The organism is Enterocloster sp. 210928-DFI.2.20, assembly GCF_020554465.1.
Classification (GTDB): domain Bacteria; phylum Bacillota; class Clostridia; order Lachnospirales; family Lachnospiraceae; genus Enterocloster; species Enterocloster bolteae.
The window spans coordinates 183315-206069 of record NZ_JAJCHK010000002.1 but is presented as its reverse complement, the minus strand read 5'-3'; the positions used below and the strand labels follow the sequence as shown (position 1 = coordinate 206069).

General features: G+C 49.6%; 22 protein-coding genes. 7 read left to right on the top strand and 15 right to left on the bottom strand.

The genetic code is table 11. From position 1 onward, the window contains the following. Positions 1–58 precede the first annotated feature (58 nt). The 3 genes from LI015_RS03685 to LI015_RS03675 form a co-directional block, all read right to left on the bottom strand. Positions 59–1453 (bottom strand): [Fe-Fe] hydrogenase large subunit C-terminal domain-containing protein, encoded by a 1395-nt coding sequence (locus LI015_RS03685; RefSeq protein WP_002568568.1) that lies wholly within the window; start codon positions 1451–1453, stop codon positions 59–61. Positions 1454–1483: 30 nt separating this feature from the next. Beyond that, positions 1484–1906 (bottom strand): ATP-binding protein, encoded by a 423-nt coding sequence (locus tag LI015_RS03680; protein WP_002568569.1) that lies wholly within the window; start codon positions 1904–1906, stop codon positions 1484–1486. 95 nt (positions 1907–2001) lie between these two features. Further along, entirely contained in the window at positions 2002–2349 is a 348-nt protein-coding gene (locus tag LI015_RS03675; RefSeq protein ID WP_002568570.1) for a DRTGG domain-containing protein, read from the bottom strand. Between the two features lie 214 nt (positions 2350–2563). Between LI015_RS03675 and LI015_RS03670 the strand changes: the two genes are divergently transcribed. The 6 genes from LI015_RS03670 to LI015_RS03645 all read left to right on the top strand — a co-directional run bounded on the left by LI015_RS03670 (position 2564) and on the right by LI015_RS03645 (position 9782). Next, entirely contained in the window at positions 2564–3058 is a 495-nt protein-coding gene (locus tag LI015_RS03670; protein ID WP_002568571.1) for an NADH-quinone oxidoreductase subunit NuoE family protein, read from the top strand. A 4-nt stretch (positions 3059–3062) separates the two neighbouring features. After that, complete coding sequence (locus tag LI015_RS03665) at positions 3063–3620, top strand: sensor histidine kinase (RefSeq protein WP_002568572.1); 558 nt, start codon at positions 3063–3065, stop codon at positions 3618–3620. A gap of 181 nt (positions 3621–3801) precedes the next feature. Continuing rightward, positions 3802–4179, top strand: a complete 378-nt coding sequence (locus tag LI015_RS03660; protein ID WP_002568573.1) for a (2Fe-2S) ferredoxin domain-containing protein — start codon at positions 3802–3804, stop codon at positions 4177–4179. Between the two features lie 14 nt (positions 4180–4193). Beyond that, positions 4194–5984 (top strand): NADH-quinone oxidoreductase subunit NuoF, encoded by a 1791-nt coding sequence (gene nuoF, locus LI015_RS03655; protein WP_002568574.1) that lies wholly within the window; start codon positions 4194–4196, stop codon positions 5982–5984. 18 nt (positions 5985–6002) lie between these two features. Further along, positions 6003–7748 (top strand): NADH-dependent [FeFe] hydrogenase, group A6, encoded by a 1746-nt coding sequence (locus LI015_RS03650; protein WP_002568575.1) that lies wholly within the window; start codon positions 6003–6005, stop codon positions 7746–7748. A gap of 150 nt (positions 7749–7898) precedes the next feature. After that, a complete protein-coding gene (locus tag LI015_RS03645) occupies positions 7899–9782 on the top strand; it encodes a BglG family transcription antiterminator (RefSeq protein WP_227124175.1) in 1884 nt (627 codons plus the stop codon). A gap of 90 nt (positions 9783–9872) precedes the next feature. On the opposite strand, the gene LI015_RS03640 is transcribed toward LI015_RS03645, so the two are convergent. The 12 genes from LI015_RS03640 to LI015_RS03585 form a co-directional block, all read right to left on the bottom strand. After that, positions 9873–10706 (bottom strand): histidine phosphatase family protein, encoded by an 834-nt coding sequence (locus LI015_RS03640; protein ID WP_227124174.1) that lies wholly within the window; start codon positions 10704–10706, stop codon positions 9873–9875. 20 nt (positions 10707–10726) lie between these two features. Then, positions 10727–11035 (bottom strand): PTS lactose/cellobiose transporter subunit IIA, encoded by a 309-nt coding sequence (locus LI015_RS03635; RefSeq protein WP_002568578.1) that lies wholly within the window; start codon positions 11033–11035, stop codon positions 10727–10729. Next, positions 11035–11337 (bottom strand): PTS sugar transporter subunit IIB, encoded by a 303-nt coding sequence (locus LI015_RS03630; RefSeq protein ID WP_002568579.1) that lies wholly within the window; start codon positions 11335–11337, stop codon positions 11035–11037. The genes LI015_RS03635 and LI015_RS03630 overlap by 1 nt, the downstream gene beginning before the upstream one ends. 43 nt (positions 11338–11380) lie before the next feature. Beyond that, the gene (locus LI015_RS03625) at positions 11381–12679 is read right to left on the bottom strand and encodes a PTS sugar transporter subunit IIC (RefSeq protein ID WP_227124173.1); all 1299 of its coding nucleotides are present in this window, start codon (positions 12677–12679) and stop codon (positions 11381–11383) included. A gap of 14 nt (positions 12680–12693) precedes the next feature. Next, positions 12694–14082, bottom strand: a complete 1389-nt coding sequence (locus tag LI015_RS03620) for a glycoside hydrolase family 1 protein (RefSeq protein ID WP_002568581.1) — start codon at positions 14080–14082, stop codon at positions 12694–12696. Between the two features lie 189 nt (positions 14083–14271). After that, the gene (locus LI015_RS03615; RefSeq protein WP_002568582.1) at positions 14272–14529 is read right to left on the bottom strand and encodes a hypothetical protein; all 258 of its coding nucleotides are present in this window, start codon (positions 14527–14529) and stop codon (positions 14272–14274) included. Positions 14530–14540: 11 nt separating this feature from the next. After that, entirely contained in the window at positions 14541–15842 is a 1302-nt protein-coding gene (locus tag LI015_RS03610) for a glycine/betaine/sarcosine/D-proline family reductase selenoprotein B (RefSeq protein ID WP_080548676.1), read from the bottom strand. A gap of 12 nt (positions 15843–15854) precedes the next feature. Continuing rightward, entirely contained in the window at positions 15855–17141 is a 1287-nt protein-coding gene (locus LI015_RS03605) for a glycine/sarcosine/betaine reductase component B subunit (protein WP_002568584.1), read from the bottom strand. Between the two features lie 21 nt (positions 17142–17162). Beyond that, positions 17163–17558, bottom strand: a complete 396-nt coding sequence (locus tag LI015_RS03600; protein ID WP_002568585.1) for a GrdX family protein — start codon at positions 17556–17558, stop codon at positions 17163–17165. A 25-nt stretch (positions 17559–17583) separates the two neighbouring features. After that, entirely contained in the window at positions 17584–18630 is a 1047-nt protein-coding gene (dctP, locus tag LI015_RS03595; protein ID WP_002568586.1) for a TRAP transporter substrate-binding protein DctP, read from the bottom strand. 35 nt (positions 18631–18665) lie between these two features. Next, positions 18666–19976, bottom strand: coding sequence for a TRAP transporter large permease (locus LI015_RS03590; RefSeq protein ID WP_002568587.1), 1311 nt, complete (start codon positions 19974–19976; stop codon positions 18666–18668). Further along, positions 19973–20497: a TRAP transporter small permease gene (locus LI015_RS03585; RefSeq protein ID WP_002568588.1), complete on the bottom strand. Its 525-nt coding sequence runs from the start codon at positions 20495–20497 to the stop codon at positions 19973–19975. The genes LI015_RS03590 and LI015_RS03585 overlap by 4 nt, the downstream gene beginning before the upstream one ends. A 335-nt stretch (positions 20498–20832) precedes the next feature. On the opposite strand from LI015_RS03585, the gene argH reads away from it, so the two are divergent. Beyond that, positions 20833–22575 carry an argininosuccinate lyase gene (argH, locus tag LI015_RS03580; RefSeq protein ID WP_002568589.1) on the top strand — a complete coding sequence of 581 codons (1743 nt, stop codon included), beginning with the start codon at positions 20833–20835 and terminating at the stop codon, positions 22573–22575. The last annotated feature ends 180 nt before the right edge of the window (positions 22576–22755 follow it).

Sequence of the window (22755 nt, the reverse complement as noted above, 5' to 3'; positions counted from 1 at the left end):
AACATCCTCCTCTGCTCTCAAAGCGTCGTCATTTCCGGAACTCCGGCCTGCGGCGCTTTCACTCTTCATCCTCGTCCTTCTTATCCAGCACGGACATCTCATCCGAAATTCTCTGTATGTATCCCTTCAGGATACGCAGTGTCTCCTGGCCTCCCCGGTCTCCGTTATGCAGGTCGTCTGCCAGCACAGCCACTTCCTCGGACAGCTTGTGCAGATTTTCCCGCAGATAGTAAACGCAGTCCGTCTCATTGGCATCCCCCCTGACAATATCCTCTGCCAGGGCCTTACAGGTAGGCGCTCCGCAGGAACCGCAGTCCAGCCCCGGAAACTTTTTCATGAGGCGCTCCACCTGGTTCAGCCTGGAAAAGCTCTCCATCATGTTATTGCCCAGGCGGAATACGGGCTCATACTGGACGCCGGTCGTCCATTTAATTACGTTCTCCTCGCTCTCATGCATGTGGCTCCTGGCCACAGGCATGTACTTGCGCAGGCGTTTCAGTTTAACCTCCGCCACATAGGGATTCTCCACAGTCAGGACACCGCCCACACATCCGCCGTTGCAGGCGTTCAGCTCCACAAACCTGAGATTGGTAAACTTCTGGTCCTCCATGTCCTCCAGCACACGAATCACATTCTCAATGCCGTCCGCTGCCAGGTAGTTTTCCGTAAAAAGTCCGCTGGCCTCTCCTCCGCTGTGTCCCCAGCTGATTCCAATTTTCCCTGATGTACCGATGACAGGATAATCCTCTCCCACCACGGTCTTCATACAGGCCAGCAGCTTGGGATACACGTCCTTGATAGCCAGCACCTGGTCAATCTCGCTCTTTTCCGTTCCCAGAGGTGACTTTACATAGGTCACCTTGGAGGGACAGGGGGAAATGAACATAATGCCAATCTCTTCCCTCGGAAGCCCCGTGTCCTCCATGGCCTTTCTGACAGCCAGAACAGCCGCCACCTCCACCGGAGGATTGATGGGAAGGAGATGGGGAATCAGGTTGGGGAAGCGGACCCGAATCAGACGCACCACAGACGGGCATGCCGTGCTGATAAGAGGCAGCTGCTCCTCATGCTCCGATATGTACTGCCTTGTAGCCTCGCTGACCAGCTCCGCAGCGGCGCTGACCTCAAACACATCGTCAAAGCCCATAAGCAGCAGTGCATTGAGCACAATATTCACATCGTCCAGATTGTTGAACTGGCTGTACAGGGATGGGGCCGGAAGCGCCACCGTGTATTTATACTTCTTCATCACATCCAGCTTATCATAGGTCGCAAGCTTTGCATGGTGGGGGCAAACCCGTATGCACTCACCGCAGTCAATGCAGAATTTGTTATTGATACTGGCCTTGCCGCCCCGCACCCGGATGGCCTCCGTAGGACACCGTTTGATACAGTTGATGCAGCCCTTGCACAGGGATTCATCCAGCCTTACGGAATGATAAAATTTATCCATCTTACCACCTCATTCTTTCATTCTCGCATTCTACAGATTCACCACCATGGTGATGGTGGTCCCTTCACCTATTCTGGTGTCAATATCCATGGAATCAGAGTACTTCTTCATATTCGGCAGACCCATGCCGGCCCCAAAGCCCAGGGAACGGATTTCATCCGGCGCAGTAGAATAGCCTGCCTGCATGGCAAGCTTCACATCCGGTATACCCGGCCCCACGTCGGCCAGTATCATTTTAATTTTCTCCGTGGTTATCTCCACGGTAATGACACCCCCTTTGGCATGGATTACCATGTTGATTTCCCCTTCGTACATAGCTATGGCCACCTTTCGGATGGCGTCAGGGCTCACGCCCATCTGTTTCAGTTTTCGCTTCACATCGCTGCTGGCTTCACCTGCCCTTGTGAAGTCATCTGCCGATATGTCATATGTTAATACAATTGCTTCCTCCATAATTGGTTCCCTTCATTATTAAATATATTTTCTCCCGGTATCAGCCGGAACACGCTGAGCCATTCCGGGACACACTGAATCAAACACCAGGAGCATCAGATAGCCCCGCCGTGCAGCCCAGCCTGGTACAGCATACCGCAGGCGGAGAACATACGGTGGCCCGTTTCCATGACCACAAGGCCCCGGTCCCTGGCCATCTCCAACATGGATTCATCTGGTTTCTTTCCCCTAACAAAAATGATACAGACAATGTCTAACATCTCCGCGGTCCGGATAACCTGCGGATTGCACAGACCTGTCAGAAGTACGGAGTGGTCTTTGGAAAATGCCAGTACATCGCTCATCATATCTGAACCGCAGGCCGACTTTACCTCCCGATCCAGGAATTCTTCTCCTGCCAGCACTCTGGCCCCTAATACATCTCTTACATCCTTAACCGTCATACCCTTGTCTCTCCTCACTATCATTACTTGTCAATTGTACACATTTCCGTACATTATAGCATACCATCCATTTTGTGTGTTTTCAATATAATTCCGTTTTTTTACATGTTTTTTATCGTTAGAATTTTCACATTAATAGTAGATTTTTTTTCCTATACGTGATAAAATATTGATACATTGCACAATGTACAACTAGTGAGGAGGTAATAAAAAGATGGCTTGCAAAAAACAAACTGTTCCCTTTAAGGGGACGCCTGAGCAGGAAGCAGCGCTGAAATCAGCGATTGCCGAGCTGGGTGACCAGCCGGGCGCGCTGATGCCGGTTATGCAGAAGGCCCAGGAAATTTATGGTTATCTTCCTATCGAAGTGCAGACCATGATATCTGATGAGATGGGTATTCCGCTGGAAAAAGTCTACGGAGTATCCACATTTTATGCCCAGTTCGCGTTACAGCCTAAGGGTAAGTACAAGATATCTGTCTGTCTCGGTACCGCATGTTACGTAAAAGGTTCCGGTGAAATCTTCAGGAAGCTGGAAGAATTGCTGGGCATCACCAATGGTGAGTGCACAGCAGATGGCAAATTCTCCCTGGACTCCTGCCGATGCGTTGGCGCCTGCGGACTTGCGCCCGTCATGATGATTAACGGCGAGGTATACGGAAGGCTTACTGTCGATGACATACCAGGCATTTTAGCCAAGTACAACTAAGCCTATGATGACAGAGATTTCCCTAAATGTATTGGATGTATCGGAGAATTCCACACGGGCAGGCGCCTCGCTTGTGACCATTCTGGTAACCGCTGATACAAGCGCTGACAAGCTGACCATTGTCATAGCTGACAACGGATGCGGGATGACCCCTGAACAGGCAGCCCATGTAACGGATCCTTTCTTTACCACCAGGACCACCCGGAAGGTCGGGCTTGGGATTCCATTTTTCAAATATGCCGCGGAAAGCACCGGCGGCAGCTTCCATATTGAATCGGAACCAGGTAAGGGAACCACCGTGACAGCAGTCTTTGGACTGTCCCATATCGACAGGATGCCTTTGGGTGACATGAACGCCACCATACACAACTTGATCGTGTATCATCCCGATACGGATTTTCTTTATACCTATACGTACAACGATGCATCATTCACCCTGGACACCAGGCAGATGAGGGAGATTCTGGGAGGAATCCCGCTCAACACCCCCGAAGTGTCCGCTTACATAATGGAATATCTGAAAGAAAATCAACAGGAAACTGACGGAGGTGCCCTGATTTAAAGGGGTATCGTCAAACATGACATGTATCGCACGTAAGCGCCTGAAAGACAGGCGCCAGGTGCTCATAACGAGCCACTCCACTAGGTTCGTGAAACACCTCACCAAGTGGAGATGACATGTATCGCACGTAAGCGGCCAAAAGACGGCCGCCAAGTGCTCATAACGAGGAGGATAATCGCACATGAAAACTCTTGCTGAATTACAGGCAATCAGAGAAAAGATGCAGAGCCAGGTCAATATGCGTGCCGAAGACCACGATCATATCCGTGTGGTTGTAGGTATGGCTACCTGCGGTATCGCTGCCGGCGCCAGGCCGGTTCTGAATACGCTTGCTGACGAAGTCCAGAAAAGAGGACTTACCAATAAAATTTCTGTTACCCAGACAGGCTGTATCGGCTTATGCCAGTATGAACCCATTGTGGAAGTTATGGAGCCTGGCAAGGATAAGATTACTTATGTAAAAATGAATGCCGACAAAGCCCTGGAAGTGGTTGAACGCCACTTGGTTGGCGGCCATCCCGTGGAGAAGTACACCATGGGCGCTGCAGGTCTTAAATAAAGGAGGAAAGTACGATGTATCGTTCACACGTATTAGTCTGCGGTGGTACCGGATGTACTTCTTCCGGCAGCCCGAAGATTATGGAAGCTTTAAAATATGAAATTAAGCGTCAGGGACTGGAAGAGGAAGTGGCTGTTGTAGAGACAGGCTGCCACGGACTCTGTGCCTTAGGCCCTATCATGATTGTATATCCCGATGCCACCTTCTACTCCATGGTGCAGGTAAACGACATTCCTGAGATTGTTTCCGAGCACCTGTTAAAGGGCCGTGTGGTGACACGTCTTCTGTACCAGGAGACCGTAAGCCCAACCGGCGGCATCAAGGCGCTGATTGACACTGACTTTTATAAAAAACAGCACCGTATCGCCCTGCGCAACTGCGGTGTCATCAATCCTGAAAACATTGAGGAATACATAGGTACAGGCGGATACCAGGCACTGGGCAAGGTGCTCACGGAGATGACTCCGGACGATGTAATCCAGACCCTTCTGGATGCCGGACTCAGAGGCCGCGGCGGCGCGGGTTTCCCAACCGGTCTTAAGTGGAAGCTCTGTAAGCAGAACGACGCAGACCAGAAATATGTGTGCTGCAACGCCGACGAGGGCGACCCCGGCGCATTCATGGACCGTTCTGTGCTGGAAGGCGATCCTCATGCCCTTCTGGAGGCAATGGCTATTGCGGGGTACGCAATCGGATCCAACCAGGGCTATATTTATGTCCGCGCCGAGTACCCCATCGCTGTGGAGCGTCTGAAAATAGCAATTCAGCAGGCCCGTGAAATGGAACTCTTAGGCAAAAACATTTTCGGAACCGGCTTTGACTTTGACATTGACCTGCGCCTGGGTGCAGGAGCTTTCGTCTGCGGCGAGGAAACCGCTCTTATGACCTCCATCGAGGGCAAGCGCGGCGAGCCCAGGCCAAGACCTCCATTCCCTGCACAGAAGGGTCTGTTCGGCAAACCAAGTATCTTAAATAACGTAGAGACCTACGCAAACATTCCTCAGATTATCCTGAACGGTCCTGAGTGGTTTGCTTCCATGGGTACTGAGAAGTCCAAAGGAACCAAGGTATTCGCACTGGGCGGCAAGATTAACAACACCGGTCTGGTGGAGGTTCCCATGGGCACCACCCTGCGCACCGTTATAGAAGAAATCGGCGGAGGAATTCCAAACGGCAAGAAATTCAAGGCAGCACAGACCGGCGGACCTTCCGGCGGATGTATCCCTGCCGAGCATTTTGATATTCCCATTGACTACGACAACCTGATTTCCATTGGTTCCATGATGGGTTCCGGCGGTCTGATTGTTATGGATGAAGATGACTGTATGGTGGACATCGCTAAATTCTTCCTGGAATTCACCGTGGAGGAGTCCTGCGGCAAGTGTACCGCATGCCGTATCGGAACCAAGCGCATGGTGGAAATCCTGACCAAGATTACAAAAGGCCAGGCTGTAATGGAAGACCTGGATAAGTTAGAGGAGCTCTGCCACTATGTAAAGGCCAACTCACTGTGCGGCCTGGGCCAGACAGCTCCCAACCCTGTACTCTCCACCCTTCATTTCTTCCGCGACGAGTACGAAGCACACATCAAGGAAAAACGCTGTCCGGCAGGTGTATGTAAGGCGCTTCTCTCCTTCAACATCGACCGTGACAAGTGCCGCGGATGTACGCTGTGTGCCCGCAACTGTCCTGCCGGAGCAATCGTGGGCTCTGTCAAGAATCCGCATGTCATTGACCAGAACAAGTGTATCAAGTGCGGCGCTTGTATGGAAAAATGTAAATTCGGCGCTATCTACAAGAAATAATGAGGGAGGGAATATACGATGGAGACAATTAATCTTAAAATCAACGGCATTGCAGTCGAAGCTCCCAAGGGTTCCACAATCCTGGAGGCAGCAAGACTGGCACATATCGAGATTCCTACTCTGTGTTTCTTAAAGGAAATCAATGAGATCGGTGCCTGCCGTATCTGTATAGTAGAATTAAAAAACGGAAAGCTGGTAACTTCCTGTGTCTATCCCGCCGAGGAAGGCATGGAGGTATATACCAATACACCTAAGGTTCTGGATTCCAGGAAAAAGACATTACAGCTCCTGTTATCCAACCACAACCGTTCCTGTCTGTCCTGTGTCCGCAGCGGACACTGCGAGCTCCAGGAGCTGGCCCATGAGCTGGGCGTGGACGATGAGGGATATTATGACGGCGAGATTACCCCGTCTGAAATTGATACCTCTGCCGCCCACATGATCCGCGACAACAGCAAATGTATCCTCTGCCGCCGCTGTGTGGCTGTCTGCGAGAACGTACAGGGCATCGGCGTCATCGGTGCCAACAACCGCGGGTTCTCAACCTCCATTGGTTCTGCCTTTGAGATGGGTCTGGGAGAAACCTCCTGCGTATCCTGCGGACAGTGTATTGCAGTATGTCCAACCGGAGCACTGACCGAGAAGGATTACACCGCAGATGTATTTGCAGCCATTGCAGACCCGAAGAAGCATGTAATCGTTCAGACCGCTCCCGCTGTACGCGCAGGACTGGGCGAGGAATTCGGGCTTCCTATCGGCACGGATGTGGAAGGCAAGATGGCCGCAGCCCTGCGCCGTCTGGGCTTTGACAAAGTTTTTGACACCAATTTCTCCGCAGACCTTACCATCATGGAAGAGGCACACGAATTCATTGACCGTGTACAGAACGGAGGCGTACTGCCTCTCATCACCTCCTGCTCACCTGGATGGGTTAAATACTGCGAGCACTATTTCCCGGACATGACAGAGAACCTGTCGTCCTGTAAATCTCCTCAGCAGATGTTTGGCGCTATTGCCAAGTCCTACTATGCCGAGAAGGCAGGAATTGATCCAAAGGACATCGTAAGTGTCAGCGTAATGCCATGTACCGCCAAGAAGTTTGAGATTGGCCGTGAGGACGAGGATGCCAACGGAATGCCGGATGTGGATATCTCCATCACCACCAGGGAGCTGGCCCGCATGATCAAAAAGGCAGGTATCAAATTCTTAGACCTGCCGGATGAGGAATTTGACGCACCATTGGGCCTTGGAACCGGCGCAGCCGTTATCTTCGGCGCTACGGGCGGCGTAATGGAAGCAGCACTGAGAACTGCCGTGGAAACCCTGACCGGCGAAGAGCTGCCCAAGCCGGACTTCACAGAAGTCCGCGGCACAAAGGGAATCAAGGAAGCCGCCTATAATGTGGCAGGCATGGAAGTAAAGATTGCGGTAGCCTCCGGCCTGGGCAATGCCAGGGAGCTGTTAAATAAGGTTAAATCCGGAGAAGCCAACTATCACTTCATCGAAATCATGGGATGCCCAGGCGGCTGTGTAAACGGCGGCGGACAGCCCCAGCAGCCCGGACACGTCCGCAACACCACGGATATCCGCGGCCTGCGCGCAAAGGTGCTCTATGATATAGATACAGCCAACCCAATCCGTAAGTCCCATGAGAATCCTGCTATTAAGGAGCTCTACGCCACTTACCTGGGAGAGCCCGGAAGCGAGAAGGCTCACCACCTGCTCCACACCACTTATGTGAAGAGGAGTATTAACCAGCATTAAGCACCATACCGTAATCCACATGTAATAATCACGTATATTCCGTAAAGACAGATTTTCAATGGTTTTTGCAAGCAATGTACATATATGCAAAACAGCGGACCGCAGGCTTGCCCCTGCATCCGCTGTTTTGCTACATTCCAGGAGGATACCATGACAGCACGTCAGAAACGGATTTGGGATTTACTGGCAGAACACGACTGCCTGACATCCCAACAGATTGCCGCCCTTCTGCACATCAGTGACAGGACAGTTAGAAGCGATATCAAGGAAATCAACGGAGAGCACGCCTCTGAGGTCATCCGCTCCAAAAAAGGACAGGGATACTTCATAGACGCCGGTCAGCCTGAAAAGAACGTCCCCGCCTCAAAACCCCAACGTCCGGAAGACGATCTGGAATGGGCCATTATCCGGCAGGTTCTATTCTGCCGTGAAACGCCCTATCTGGAACTGGCAGAAGAACTGTTCATCAGCGATACACTGCTTTCTAAAATCGTGTCCGAGCTGAACCGGAACATAACCAGGCGACACAGTCTGCCCGCCATCCTCAAACAAAACGGCATCCTCTCCCTGGCTGCCTCAGAAGAAGAAAAGCGTTCCTACTACACGCTATATATCATGAACCGGAATGTTAACCATTATTTTGACATGGAACAATTCCAGCCCTTTTTTGACATTGTTGATTTAAAGGAGCTGAAGGAACTTATGTTCCGTGAACTGGACCTGCTTAGCCGGCATCTTTATGACACTACTATCGTCCGCCTGATAATAGACACTGCCGTCATGGCCGAACGGGCTGTATGCGGCTTTTTCATGCCTGAAATGCCTTCTGTCACGCCCGAAACGCCCTATGGCAAATCATCCGAAGAAGGCGCCGTAAACACAGGCAGACACTTTTTAGAAGAACTGGGTTCCCGGCTTTTTATTTCCTTTCCCCCATCAGAATATGAGTATTTTTCCCGGCTCTTCCAAAATGATTTCTATTATGTAAGGGAGCAGCCAGACAGCCAGGCTGAAAGCCTGCTGGAGAAAATACTAATAGAAATCAATGTGGAATATGGCTTTGACTTCACTGTTGACAAGAACTTCTGCCACGAAATGACAGAACAGCTCCACGGAGCCCTGGAACGGAGACGGCACAGGCAGCATGTCATCAATCCTGTCCTATCCACTATCAAGTCCAAATATCCCTTAGAATATGATATTGCCATCTTTTTTGCAGACCGTTTTAAAAATCTTTCAGGCATATCCCTGAGCGAAGACGAAATCAGCCTGTTTGCCATCCACTTCATAAGGGCCATGGAGACAAATCTCGGAAGGACAGAGCAAAGGGTGGGGCTGATTAATCCATATGGAAAACAGATTAAGGAGCTCATGGTCAAGCGCCTGGGGGATATGGGAGAGTGCCGTTTTCAGATTGCCTATACCTGGTCTGTCTTTGATTATCCCCATGAAATGCCCAAGGATATCCTGGCTGTCCTCACCACAGTTCCCCTGCCCGTCCAGCCCGCAGATGTACCGGTAATCCTGTGCAGGAACTTCCTGAACTATCATGAGAAGGAAAAACTGCTCACCGTTGTCAGGGACAGCGAGGTCAACAGCATACGAACCTATTTTAGGACGCTGTTCAAACCGTCCCTGTTCTTCACCGACATGGAGTTCGATTCCCGCCGGAGCGCCGTTGCCTTTCTGTGCGGAAAACTCAGGGAACAGGGCTATGTGGGACCCGGCTTCCTGGAAAGCGTCATGCAGCGCGAATCCATTGCTCCCACTGCCTTTGAGCCGGGTTTCGCCTTTGCCCATGCCATGGAAAACAACGCGAAACGGACCGCGGTCTGTGTATGTGTGCTGAAAAACAAGCTTCCCTGGGGCGAATACAATGTGAAGATCATCTTTCTTTTTGCCCTGGCGCCAACCTGGAACCATACCATTATTCCCATCTATAATGTGATGATTGATAATCTGTTTAAGACCAATACCATCTACAAACTGGCAAAGATCAGGGATTGCCGTCAGTTTATGGATTTGTTGATTTAACGGAGCAGATATAAAGCGGTAACAGCCTGGCGGGCAATGTGTCTGACCCGCCAGGCTGTTATTTTCATTGAAGCGTATTTATATTTTACCTTATTTATTGCTTTCTTCTCCTGCCTGCATATAGCTCACATCCCCACATGCCTTCAGTTCATATAGGCCGTCCTTATAAGTCAGGACCGTCACACTGCAATTTGCAATGCGTTCCCCCTGATACTGCTCAGGCACCAGCAAATCTAAAATAGTGGCAATCTCATCGCCGCTGGAAACTGCCAGGGCATTTCCGCCGCCTGCCTCCTGGGTTGCTTTTACAATGGTGTCCATAACCTCAATGGAACGCTTTGAGATGTCATCATAGGTCTCCGCCATATGCAGAGGATCAATGGCAGCGATTGTATCCACCTTTTCTTTCTTTGACAGCTCCAGATAGGTTGATCCCTTCTCGTCATAGGAAGCCCCGTTGGCTTCGTATATCGGACGCCACAATTCCTCGTCCGGTTTTCCCTCAAAGCCGCCGTAAAACTCTTCCCTTAACCCGATGACTTCCTGCAATTCAGGGATATCCCCTTGATTCTGAGCCAGAATATGCTTTGCTGTTGCCCGCTGTCTTCCTAAATCGCCGGAAAACGCAGTGGTAAATACAATATCCTTCATGCCCTTTCCGGCCGCGTCAGCCTGGGATTCCCCTTCCTCTGTAAGAGGTGAATCCGCCCATCCCTGTACCTGTCCTGTGGTGTTAAAAAAAGTCTTTCCATGCCGTACCAAATAAATTGTGACATCCTTCTTCTCCGGCGCTCCTGACGGTTCTGCTGCTTGTTCTACTGCCTCTTGTACCACCGGTTCCGTATTAGCCTGCCTTTGACAGCCAGCCAAAGCCACCACCCCCAAAATCATAGCACCTCCTAAACATAGCTTCCTTATCTTCATATTCATACCCCTCCCCCATTTTAAGCTCTGCTTTTGTACATCTCCACCATTTCCCTTGCCAGAGCCAATGTAATTTCAGCCCCCATCATAATATCCTCGCTGTGAATCATGATAAGTCCTATTTTATCCAACTCCCCGCTGGCATCCATAGTAATCAGTCTGGTATGTACATGGTGGGCCTCTTTCATCTTCTCCCCGGCAGCCGCCAGATGCTCCCCGGCCTCGTCAAACCTGCTGTTTCTGGCAGCGGCCAGGGCAGCCATGGACTCGCTCCTGGCCTCTCCCGCATTGCTGATAATCTGCAGGCATATCAGTTCCATATCCTCCATCACGCTTCCCCCAATTCTTTCTTAACCTGATTTAATACCTTCTCTCCATTCATTGTACCGTATGACACAGGATCAATGCTTGTCACCGGACAGGCCACCTGCTTCTTTACGGTCTCCATCTGGAATCGCACCTGGGGGCCTAAGAGAATCAGGTCGGCCTCAGCTCCAACTGCTTCCGCGTCGGAAACAGGGGCAGCCGAAATCTCACATGCAAAGTCCTGCGCCTCTGCTGCTGCTTTCATTTTCTTCACAAGGATTCCGGTGGATAAACCGCCATTGCACAATAATACGATTCGTTTCATATTTTTAAATCCTCCTTCTTTTGATTGATATTATATTTATAGTTTAAATGTCCTCTTCCCCGCTCTCCAGCTTAACCAGATTCTTCTCATAAATCTTAAAGAATGGGAAATACACCAGCCCGTCAACCACAATCAGCACCAGGATAAGCAGCGGCGCTTTCCAGTCCATGGTTGAGAAAAATGCTCCGATGACAGAAGGCATCTGCCAGGACAGCATGGCAAAGCTCTTTCCAATCAGGCCAACCTGCATGGTCAGATACGCAGCCGTACCGTTGATGACCGAGGTCAGCAGGAAGGGAACAAAAAATACCGGATTCAGCATAAGGGGCAGACCAAAAATAACAGGTTCCGAGATATTGAAAAATGCAGGCACAATTCCCAGCCTTCCAATGGTCTTTAACTGTTTTGATTTTGAAAAACACAGCAGTGCCGTCAATGCCAGCACGGATCCGCATCCTCCAATCACCACAAAATATACCCAGAAGGGCGTGGTAAATATGGATGGAAGGGCCTGCCCGGCTGCATGGGCAGCCGCGTTTATGGATAAATTGCCGTCGCGGATAGGCGCAAGCACACCTGAAAGGGCAGCGTCATGGATACCGAAGAACCAGAAAATATGTACCATCAGTGTTATGATAATGGTAAAACCAACACTGTCCGCTGCTGTCAGGGACGGGGAAATGGCATTGTATATCAGCTTTGGCAGCGTGGTTCCTGCCTTATTCATTATGGCGTACAATGCTATATAAATTACCATCAGCACCGCCCCCGGCACGATGGAGGCAAATACATCGGAAAGGGAAGCTGGCACCGTATCCGGCAGGGAAATTTTTCCAAAATCCCGTTTTCTCATGTAACAATATAAATCCGCGGTCAGAATAGATATGAACATGGCCGGAATCAATCCCTTGCCGTCCATATAGGACAGCTCCGCCATTTTTCCGTCCCATCCCAGGGACATGGGCTCCACAATAAGCATCAGAAAGCCGCAGACACCTAAAAGAATAGGCAGAAACGACTCTATCTTCCGGCTCTTGCACAGGAAATGAATGATTCCGATGCATATATAAAGGGACATGGCCCCCAAGGTCAGTGCGTTAATCCAGGAGAAAATCATGCTGTTGCTCTCCACGAACCTGGCCCAGGCCAGGGTGATTCCTGTTCCGGCCGCGTCCACGGAGGGAGCAGAGCTCAGTACAGCTGCAATACCTCCTGTAAAGGTGATGGGCAGAAGGGACATAAAGGCGTCCCGGATTGCCCGCAGGTGTATCTCATTCCCCAGCTTGTCGGCAAGAGGCATAACATATTTTTCCATTGAAACGCTCATACTCTGTATATTCATATAACACTCCCCCATTATTTTCCTGTGATATGTTTTCCATCCGTTTCAATTACATCCTTGTACCAGTAATAGCTTTTTTTCGGTCTCCGCTCCAGGCCGTTTTCATAATCAATGGCAACCAGACCATAGCGCTTCTCAGTTCCGTTTTTCCAGGAATACAAATCAAACGGCGACCAGGCATAGTACCCCCGCACATCACAGCCTCCCTCTTTGGCTTTTAACACCGCCGCAATATGCATGTCCATAAACTCAATCCTGTCATCATCCTCCACCTGGTTCACTGATGTGTCCTCATAGAGTCCGATACCATTTTCCGTGATATAGATGGGCAGATGGTATTTATTCCATACCTGTTGTATTCCCTCATACAGCCCCTCAGGAAATATCTCAGTATCCCACTCAGTATAGCGGCTGCTCTCCGGCCGTACCTGCTCAAACCAGCCCTTAATAATGGTCTGCGAGGTTCCCTTTGCCTTCTTTCCCTGGTTATTGACAATCAGGGTTGTCTCCCCGCTCTCATAAGGTTTCACCATGACCCTGGCATAGTAGTTCAGCCCAAGATAGTCCACCCTGTTCCGGCGGATGACAGCCAAGTCCTCCGGAGTCATCATGGACAGGTCGCAGGTCTTTTTAAGCTCTCCCAGCAAATCTCCCGGAATCTCCCCAATGGCTGCCGTATCCAATATCCAGTTATTATAGAAATTATCGGCAAATCTCCTGGCTATGGCTGATTCCACGCTTGTGTCCGTGGTATAGACAGGAGAAAAACTGTGCACAATTCCAATCTGTCCGTCATATCCGCCCGTCCTGAACGCCTCCACAGCCATGGCCGAGGCCAGCATCATATAGTAGGATGCAGTGACAGTCTCCTGGATGTCCTGATGTCCCGGAGGATAATTGCCAATCAGATAACCGCTGTTGGTATAATATCTTGGTTCATTAAAGGTTGCCCACAGCTTTACCCGGTCCCCAAACCGTTCAAAGCATACCTTCGCATAGTGGGTGTAGGCCACACACGTATCACGGTTCAGCCATCCGCCCTTTTCCTCCAGGTATTGTGGCAGGTCCCAGTGAAAAATAGTTACCATGGGTGTGATTCCATATTCCAGACAGGCGTCGATGAGCCGGTTGTAAAAATCAATGCCCTCCTGGTTCACTTCCCCTTCCCTGTTTTTAATAATTCTGGGCCAGGCCAGTGAAAAGCGGTAGCTGTTCTGTCCCCCTTCCTTCATCATGCGGATGTCTTCCCTGAAGCGGTGGTAATGGTCGCTGGCCACGTCCCCGTTTTCCAGATGGTTTTCGTGCAAATACACATCCCACATGGATTCCACTCTTCCGCCTTCCTGCCAGCCTCCCTCGCATTGGTAGGAGGCCGTTGCTCCTCCCCATAAAAAATCGTTCACGTTTAATCCCTCCTGTCTTTTATGAACTCATTATAACAAGCCGGGATAAAAAGATAAAATTTGATTTTTCCGCTGCATAAAGGAAAAAACGAGGGAAAATAACGGGTACAGAATTCAGGCAGAACAAAGCCTGGCGCAGAATAAAAGAAGCGGATGCAATGGCCACTCCTGCATCCGCTTCCGGCTGAATCACTGATTCAACCCCTGTTTTTTTATGCTATTGTCTTCTAAACCACGGTCTCGCTCCTGCCGTTTTCTCATCCTGTCATGCTCCCAAGGCTTAAAAACGCGGTCCAGAGCCAGGCATATGACGCCAACCGTCAGAAGCAGGTAAACCCATACACTCCGTACACCGTGTTCCGCCAGTCTCCACACAATGAAGATGCACACAAATGCCAGGGGAAACAGGCAGCGTCTCAACGTCTCACTCTTCAGCCAATGGTTCATATGCTTCCTGCTCATTCAAATACCGTCTGCTCTTCAATATCCGTGGACAATGCTTCCAGCGCCTTTTTAACAATGCGCCTCCTCACCTGAAGCTCATCCTCTTTTGGAAGGCCCGGATTTCCCACAGGATAAGGAATTCCCACTGCGGGTATGATTCTGTTTGCTCCTACTGCCATGGAGATGGGTACAATGGAACAGATATGTACAACCGGAATTCCAAAACTCTCTATTGTCTTAGCCATCGTTGCGCCGCAACGAGTACAGGTCCCTCAGTTGGATGTGAGGATTGCCGCCTGCACTTCATTACGTATCATATCCTGGGCAATCTCCTCAGCAAATCTCTTGGCGCTGCTGACCGCAGTGGTATTACCAACCGTACTGTAGTAGCGTCCGTAGAGTTCCCCGATTCCCCCGTCCCGCTCAATCTCCCTGCATACATCCAGGGGCAGGACACGGTTCGGATCCTCTGTTGCATATACCGGATCATATCCCCCATGGACAGTCATAAAGCCTTCACTGGTCAGACGGTCCAGGTTCTCTATGTCGTAGATGCCATATATGCCGGCATTGGCGGACGGGATATGGTCCGGATTTCCCTGAGGTACAATGCCGCCGGATGTAATCAGCGCAATCCTTGCATGAGCCATATCTTTCACAGCAGGGGCAGGCTTTACACGGTCAAATACAGGCATGGGAAGCTCGGTGACATACGGTTCCCCCCGCAGCTTCTTGATCATCATGTCCACTGCCCGCTCTGCTCCGTTCTTTTTTGTATGCACATTCACACGGAATCCCTGGGCAATATATCCCTCTTCCTCTGGAAATCCGATTTCCCCGCCTTCAAGCAGTTTTTCCGCCAGCGTTCCCATGACAGGCAGCGCCTGACGCATACCTGCGGCAGAGATGGATGTTTCCACAATATATATCTTACTGCAAAACATTTCAGCCCCCGGATTCTCCGGGTACAATGCGGTCAGAACCGGAATGGAAAGGCGTTTCTTAACCTCAGCGCAGATAGTTGCGCAGGCCAGGCCATAGCGCCCCGCATTGAACCCCGGACCCGCTATAAACATATCCGGCGCCAGTCCCTCTGTCATGGTCAGTATTGTTTCCAGTGCGTCTTCCTGGTGATCCGCAAAATAGTTGTCCCCGCAGATAATAGTGGCCACAATCTCAGCCTTTTCCCCCAGAACAGCCTGCAGACCTGTGCCAGGTCCCACAATGCCTTCCCGCAGGATTGGTTCCTGGTCGGCAAACTCCTCTCCGCCAATCTGACCATAAAACTGATTCAGATAATGTACAATTCTCTTCATATGGTTTCTCCTCTACCGCAAACGTGTTGTCATATGCTCATAGCCCATCTCACAGCATGAGCCCATGATAGCCGCAATCTCAACCGAAACAGTTCCGTCCTCACCGATGCTATCCACATTTCCTCCTGTGATGATGCGGACAGTCTCTATATCTCCAATCACCCGTTCCATCTTTGGCAGTACCACAAACTGATTGCCGTTTCCATTTGTTACCACAGCATCTGCCTCCGGGGTCACATCCGCCAGTCCCTGGGATGCTCCGTCACGCCCGCAGTACTCATCCGTAACCAAAACGGTCTTGATTCCCTTATTCTCATGGAGTCTGCAGTTGAACATCAAATCTGTTTCAGGATTACCGCCGCCTTCCTCGCTGACAATCACACCATCCACGCCTAACAGTTGGGACAGGCTGCTGGTATAATACGCCGCCCGTTTCTTTTCTTTCAGCATGGCGCTCTCATTGCTCAGCAGAACGCCCACAAAGCACAGCTCCTTCCCATGCCTGCGCAGCAAATCCAGTATGATGGGATTATTCTCATGATGGATGGTGGCATTCTTATGTCCGGGAGCAGCGCAGTTTCCGCTTATAATAGCTCCATCCAGCACCTCCAGGGGACCAATCATAGTGGAAAGGATTCCTTTCACATTGAGGCCATATACATACGTATCATGCATCAATCCCTGGCACTGTACCATGTCTACATATACAACCTTGGGCAGATGCGGATACTTCTGTCCCATTTCCAGGATGCTCTCATGTTCAAATACTTCCTTCTCATCCGGTTCCAGCCCCAGGGTTGTCTTAGCCATATACGCAGCCGTCTTAAGACCTGCGATGCGGACCGTGGCTTCGTGTGTATGCTTGTCCAGGCCTTCCACCGGGTATATCAGCGGTACCAGTATGTTCATCTTTGAAAAACTGTTAAATTCCGCTCCCGGCCCGGACATATCAATGATACCTTCCTGGAATGCCACAATTTTTCCCGAGGTGGCAACCGCGCAATCTTCCAGCACATTCGTTTCCCCATTTCCAACCGTTTCCACATCTCCTACAAATCCGGGAAATACCTGTCCTGAGCCGCTCTGCTTGAAGCGGGGCTGAACCACATCCTTGATGGGAACGATTCTCACAGACTCCCCCGGCCTTGCTATATCAAAATCCACACTGCGGATATTGGTATCTTCCATGAGATACTCAGCCAATTCTGCTTTATTTATGTATAAGACACCGCTGCAAAAGCTGCTTGCTTCTGCAAATTGGATGTCCTGCACATGAAATTTATTCAGTGTCAGTTTCATTATGTTTCCTCCAATATCAGTTTATTTGCCCATTTCCTCCACTTCCAGCGCCCGCTCAATGATGGATAAATCAATGAGCTGAAAATCTTCCCGGGCTGCCTTTCCCCATTTTTTGTAAACAGGTATATCCCTCAGCCTGTACAAATCCTCAGCATAGCGAATGGCCTTCCCAATCAGAGTCACTGATTCCATATCAATGGTCCCCGCCGTCCCCGACAGCAGAACCGTCTTATAGGGTGTGATATCCGGCCGGATGCTTCCTGTCAGCGGATGCGTAAGAAGACGGTATCCGCAATTCACCTTCTGAAAAACCACTCTGAACAGTTCCAACACATCTGTCTCGTAATACTCCAGGTCTGTGAAACCGCGGTCTATAAGCATTGGATTATTGGTAATACAACGGAATGGGTGACCCATGTCTGGTTCCTCCTTGTAAACAGCGTTATTTGGCTTCTGCCTTCAGATTTTTCACAAGCTCCACAGCGTCTTCCCCATATAATTCAGTCAGTTCAGGCCATACAGACTCCCAGCATTTGTTATAGAAATTCTGAAGCTCATCATCTGTAAATTCAATAATCTTGACGCCATAGTCTTCCAGTTTCTTCTCATACTCCGCGGTTTCCTTGGGCGCTACCTCCCACCTGTCATCTTCCAGTTTATTGGCCGCGGTCTGCAAAGCGTCCTGCTGCTCGGTTGTCATCTCATTCCATTTGTCCAGATTGATATACAGGTACCAAACCTCAAAATGATCATTGTATGGCAGATAGTAGGTCGCCACATCCCGGTAGCTGCTGTAATATCCTTCTGCTCCGGATCCAATCATTCCGTCAATGACCCCGGTCTGCAGGGCGGTAAAGCAGTCGTTAAGGGCCATTGGGGTTGCATTGTAGCCCAGCATGTTTGTCACCAGTTCCGCACCCTTCATGGTCTGGCAGCGGACCTTATAGCCCTCCCTTACATCCAGATTTGCCGGCTGATTTGGTTCCTTATTCAGGATTGCGCCGCCAAAGTACAGAGGATAAACTGACAGCAGTTTAATGTTCTGATCTTCCAGATGTGTCCGGATGGTTTCCGTAAATTCACTGTCACGGCTGAAAATTGCCTTTGCTTCATCCCAGGTAGCGCATATATAGGGAGCACTTGTGATTCCCAGGTATTTATCCACAGTGGAGCTGAGGGTGGCCATCTGCATCTCCACATCTCCCACACTTACCAGCTCCTGGACTGCTGTATAATCTCCCAGCTGCGCAGCGGGATATACCACCACCTCCAGGGAATCGTCAGCCGCCTTAACGTTATCCGCAAATTCCTTGGCATTGATATCCGCCGGTGACCCCTCTGCCCGGTAGTGGCTGAGTTTCAATGAAAATGATTTTTTCTCAGCGGCCTTGCCCGCGCTTTCCGTCTTGCCGGAACCGCCGCATGCTGTCATGCCTAATACCATTGCCGCAACAATCGCTATAGAAAGTCCTCTTTTAATATTTTTCATAGTATTCTCCTTTTTTATGGTAAGAAATCATTTTCTTATACAGCAAAACCAGCCATTCTCGGAATCGCAAGGGCCAAATCCGGCCAATAGGTGACGAGAAATACAATGGGTACATACCCCAGTATCAAAAATGTCATGGTGGGCTTCAGAATCTCATGGAATTCAGCCTTTCCTATCCTCATTCCCAGATAAAGGATACTTGCGTATGGGGGCGTAACTCCGCCCATGGCAAGATTCACACCCATAATAGAGGCAAAGTGAATGGGGCTGATTCCCAGCTGATTCATAACAGGCATAAGCAGGGGCGCGCATATCAAAACGCCCGTGGTGTCATTTACTATCATTCCTACAATAAACAGAAAGATGTCAATGATGAACAGCAGTATATATTTATTGGTGGTAATGCTCATCAGAAGTTCTAAAACCAGCTCAGGGACACGATACACGGTAAACACGCGGCTCAGCATCAGGCAGCATACAATCATGACCATAATGGATCCAACTGTACTGGTAGCCTCTTTTGTCATTGCCAGGAACCCCTTAAATGTGCAGGCCTTATACACCCACAATCCAATGGGAATGGAATAGATGGCTGCCATGGCTGCCGCCTCGGTGGGAGTAAAGACACCCCCATAAATTCCTCCCAGTATGATGAGGGGCATAATAAGGGCCGGTACAGCCTTAAAGGTCATTTTTCCGGCGTTTGACGCAAATTCCCCAAAAGGTTTCTTTTCCGTTACTTTCAAATCAAACTGGCGGCTCCAGAATACATGTATGATGCAAAATAACGCCGTAATGATAAGCCCCGGACCAAGAGTGGATAAAAAGCAGGCAAGAATCGAGCATTCCGTCACCCATCCAAACATAATCATAACAACGCTGGGAGGAATCAGAAGCCCCAGAACAGAGGATACAGTTACCAGTGCTGTCGCATATCCCCTGGGGTAGCCCTGTTCTTCCATCTTAGGAATCATGATGGGGCCGGTAGCTGCCACGCCCGTAAATCCGCTTCCTGATATGGCTCCCATAATAGCGCACACAAGAACAGCCACCACGCCCAGGCCGGATTTGATGTGACCCACAAATGCGTCTACACAGTCCAGCAAGCGTTTTGCTATCCCGCTGCCGCCCATATACGTTCCTGCCAGGATGAATAGGGGACTGGCCAGGAGCACGGTTCCCGTGGACTGGGAAAATACCCAAATCAGCATGGTCTTCATGGATACGTCGCCAAAGAGGCTCAAAAACAGCAATGCGCCGGCAAAGCAGACCGGAAGGGGGATGCTCAGCATCAGAAGAAAAACCAGCAATATTACATCCATAAGTATGATTGACAGAGAAGTCATAGGTTTTCACCTCCTTCCCTTGCTTCATCCTTGTTTTTCATTTGACCAATCAAAGCCCGGTAGGCCATATATACATCCCTTACCGCATAAATAAACATCAGCACAAATCCTACGGTAAGCGCTATATTCGCAAAAAACAGAGGGGCGTATGTAATGTCAGCCAGCTTCCAGGTTTTCAGGGAATAGGAAAAGAAATAGAATCCCCAGTAACAAATCCAGGCAAGAATAATGATACACAATGTACGTTTGATTGCATCAAAAATCAGTTTTGAGCGTTCCTTCTTGATATAAAGGGTCAGGATTCCACACTCAATATGGCTTTTCTCATAGGAAGCATTGGCGCCGCCCAGCATGTAAAGCCATATAATAGGAAATAACATCAATTCCTCAATGCCCATCAGTGATGATTTCAGTACGTATCGCGCGAATACCTCGTAGCCTATCATGAGCAATAACATGAGAGCAGCCACAATTGACGCGCCATACTGCACTTGGATCAGTGTTTTTCCCAGCTTCTTCATACATTTCCTCCTCTTATAGTTTTTTTGAATGATGTAAATTCATATCATTTACGATACCTATATTCTATATGATATGTCTAATATTGTCAACTATATAACGATATTTTTTTGATTAATTGTTAAGTTATACCGATAATTGCAGGATTATCCCCCTCCCCATCGTATTTTTAGCAGCAATTTACAGCAAATTACTTTTCTTCTTACGCCCCGAAATATATATCTATTTAGATATGTATTTAGATATACAAACAGTCCAAAAACCTGATATTGCTTGAAACGCATTCAAATCAATGATATAATATTCAAAATATTACCTATGAAGGGAGGTTATCCCCTTGTCCAATACCTCTTTTAATCAAAAAGGAGTTTCTCTTTACTATCAGGTAGAGACTTATATCCGGACAAAAATCGAATCAGGTGAGTGGCCTTCTGGATTTAAGCTTCCCACAGAAACAGAATTATGCCAGTATTTTGGGGTCAGCCGCACTACCATACGCCAGGCTGTAAATAAAATGGTAGAGGGCGGCCTTTTAATGCGCAAACAGGGTTCGGGCACATACGTCACACAGCCCGCTTATTCCAGGAACAGACTTTCCACGCAGCCCAGTGATTCTGTGTGCAAATATATTTATATGCCCATTCTTCAGGATGACATGGAGCATTCCTACCAGAACCTTCTGCTGACCCACATCAGCCATATACTGATGCTGTGCGAGCAAAAGCTGATATCCCAGGAAGACGGAAAAAATGCCCTGGATTTCATTGTCCCCCTGATGGATATGCATCCCCAGACCATTGGCTTTAATCCGCTTAACGAGGATTATTTCTTAAATTTTGAACAATATCTGATTTCCCATCTGGGAATCGATCTGGCCGGAAAAATATATACCGGCAGAAGCCGCAACGATATGACTCCAACTGTAATGCGAATGAGCATCCGTGACAGCATGCTTGCGGTTTACGAGCGGCTTCTGGCACTGATACGCCGCTTGCTGGCTCTTGCCGAAGAAAATCAGGGACGTATCATCACAGGGTATACCCACTGCATGCCGGCCCAGCCCATAACCCTGGACCATTATTTCCTGGCTATAGCAGAAGCCCTGGTGCGGGATATGGACAGGCTGCTGTCTGCTTACCAGAACCTGAACCGTTCCCCCCTTGGAGCCTGTGCCATGGCCGGAACTTCCTTTCCCATCAACCGTGAATACACCGCCCAGCTTCTGGGCTTTGACGGCATTATAACCAACACGCTGGACGCGGTGGCCACCAGGGATTATCTTTTGGAGCTTGCCGCTGATTTTTCCACCCTGGGATCCACCCTGTCGCGCTTTGCCCAGGATTTGTACCTCTGGTCCACAGCAGAATTTAACTATGTAAGCTTTTCCGATGCTTATTCCTGCTGCAGCAGCATCATGCCCCAGAAAAAAAATCCTCTGTCAATCGAACACATAAAGAGCAAATCCTCCCACTTGACCAGCACTTATCTGGATATTGCAATGTGCCTGAAGGGAACCAGCTATGGTCATTGCAGGGACCTTTTTGAATGTATGCCCCCATTCTGGGATGCGGTGGAACAGGTCACCGGAATGCTGGAATTGTCCATCGGAACCCTGCAGGACATCACCTTCCACTACGACCGGATGGAATTTACAGCCAGCATGAATGACTCCATATTGACGGATATGGCGGATTTTCTGGTGCAAAAGGACCGCATACCGTTCCGCAGCGCCCACAATATCATCGCCTCAGCCGTCCGGGCCCAGGGTGATAATCCCAGCAGCAAAATCACCTTAAAGCAGCTCAACAAAAGCAGCAAACAGCATCTGGGCCATGACACCACGCTGACAGAATCAGAATGGGCATCCTTACAGTCACCGCGCAGCTCCGTGGCAAACAAACGCAGTGAAGGTTCCCCCGCCCAAAGCTCCTGCCGGAAAATGCTGCTGTCCCTGCGCATGGCCGCCGACCGCTGCAATGAACAGTACAATAAAATCATCAACTCCCTGCAGCTGGCCGAGCAATTCAGAAAGGAACAGATCGATGTGCTGAAAAATGGGACGCATTTTGAGCATAATTAATTTCTATCAGTTTTTATGAGTCCTATATATGCGAACAGCGGACTCCGGGATTATGTCCCGGGTCCGCTGTTTTGTTCTGCGCTCTGTTTTACTCTGCACTCTGTTTTACTCTGCACTCTGTTTTACTCTGCGCTCTGTTTTACTCTGCACTCCGTTTTACTCTGCGCTCTGTTTTGCACT

What these genes read in the sequence shown, in the direction of transcription:
- LI015_RS03635 (WP_002568578.1), bottom strand. Translation starts at nt 11,035, where the DNA reads ATGGAGGATATGGAACTGATATGCCTGCAGATTATCAGCAATGCGGGA.
- LI015_RS03585 (WP_002568588.1), bottom strand. Translation starts at nt 20,497, where the DNA reads ATGAAGAAGCTGGGAAAAACACTGATCCAAGTGCAGTATGGCGCGTCA.
- LI015_RS03605 (WP_002568584.1), bottom strand. Translation starts at nt 17,141, where the DNA reads ATGAAACTGACACTGAATAAATTTCATGTGCAGGACATCCAATTTGCA.
- LI015_RS03665 (WP_002568572.1), top strand. Translation starts at nt 3,063, where the DNA reads ATGATGACAGAGATTTCCCTAAATGTATTGGATGTATCGGAGAATTCC.
- LI015_RS03670 (WP_002568571.1), top strand. Translation starts at nt 2,564, where the DNA reads ATGGCTTGCAAAAAACAAACTGTTCCCTTTAAGGGGACGCCTGAGCAG.
- dctP (WP_002568586.1), bottom strand. Translation starts at nt 18,630, where the DNA reads ATGAAAAATATTAAAAGAGGACTTTCTATAGCGATTGTTGCGGCAATG.
- LI015_RS03650 (WP_002568575.1), top strand. Translation starts at nt 6,003, where the DNA reads ATGGAGACAATTAATCTTAAAATCAACGGCATTGCAGTCGAAGCTCCC.
- LI015_RS03680 (WP_002568569.1), bottom strand. Translation starts at nt 1,906, where the DNA reads ATGGAGGAAGCAATTGTATTAACATATGACATATCGGCAGATGACTTC.
- LI015_RS03660 (WP_002568573.1), top strand. Translation starts at nt 3,802, where the DNA reads ATGAAAACTCTTGCTGAATTACAGGCAATCAGAGAAAAGATGCAGAGC.
- LI015_RS03640 (WP_227124174.1), bottom strand. Translation starts at nt 10,706, where the DNA reads ATGAAGATAAGGAAGCTATGTTTAGGAGGTGCTATGATTTTGGGGGTG.
- LI015_RS03630 (WP_002568579.1), bottom strand. Translation starts at nt 11,337, where the DNA reads ATGAAACGAATCGTATTATTGTGCAATGGCGGTTTATCCACCGGAATC.
- LI015_RS03625 (WP_227124173.1), bottom strand. Translation starts at nt 12,679, where the DNA reads ATGAATATACAGAGTATGAGCGTTTCAATGGAAAAATATGTTATGCCT.
- LI015_RS03675 (WP_002568570.1), bottom strand. Translation starts at nt 2,349, where the DNA reads ATGACGGTTAAGGATGTAAGAGATGTATTAGGGGCCAGAGTGCTGGCA.
- LI015_RS03645 (WP_227124175.1), top strand. Translation starts at nt 7,899, where the DNA reads ATGACAGCACGTCAGAAACGGATTTGGGATTTACTGGCAGAACACGAC.
- nuoF (WP_002568574.1), top strand. Translation starts at nt 4,194, where the DNA reads ATGTATCGTTCACACGTATTAGTCTGCGGTGGTACCGGATGTACTTCT.
- LI015_RS03590 (WP_002568587.1), bottom strand. Translation starts at nt 19,976, where the DNA reads ATGACTTCTCTGTCAATCATACTTATGGATGTAATATTGCTGGTTTTT.
- LI015_RS03615 (WP_002568582.1), bottom strand. Translation starts at nt 14,529, where the DNA reads ATGAACCATTGGCTGAAGAGTGAGACGTTGAGACGCTGCCTGTTTCCC.
- LI015_RS03685 (WP_002568568.1), bottom strand. Translation starts at nt 1,453, where the DNA reads ATGGATAAATTTTATCATTCCGTAAGGCTGGATGAATCCCTGTGCAAG.
- LI015_RS03600 (WP_002568585.1), bottom strand. Translation starts at nt 17,558, where the DNA reads ATGGGTCACCCATTCCGTTGTATTACCAATAATCCAATGCTTATAGAC.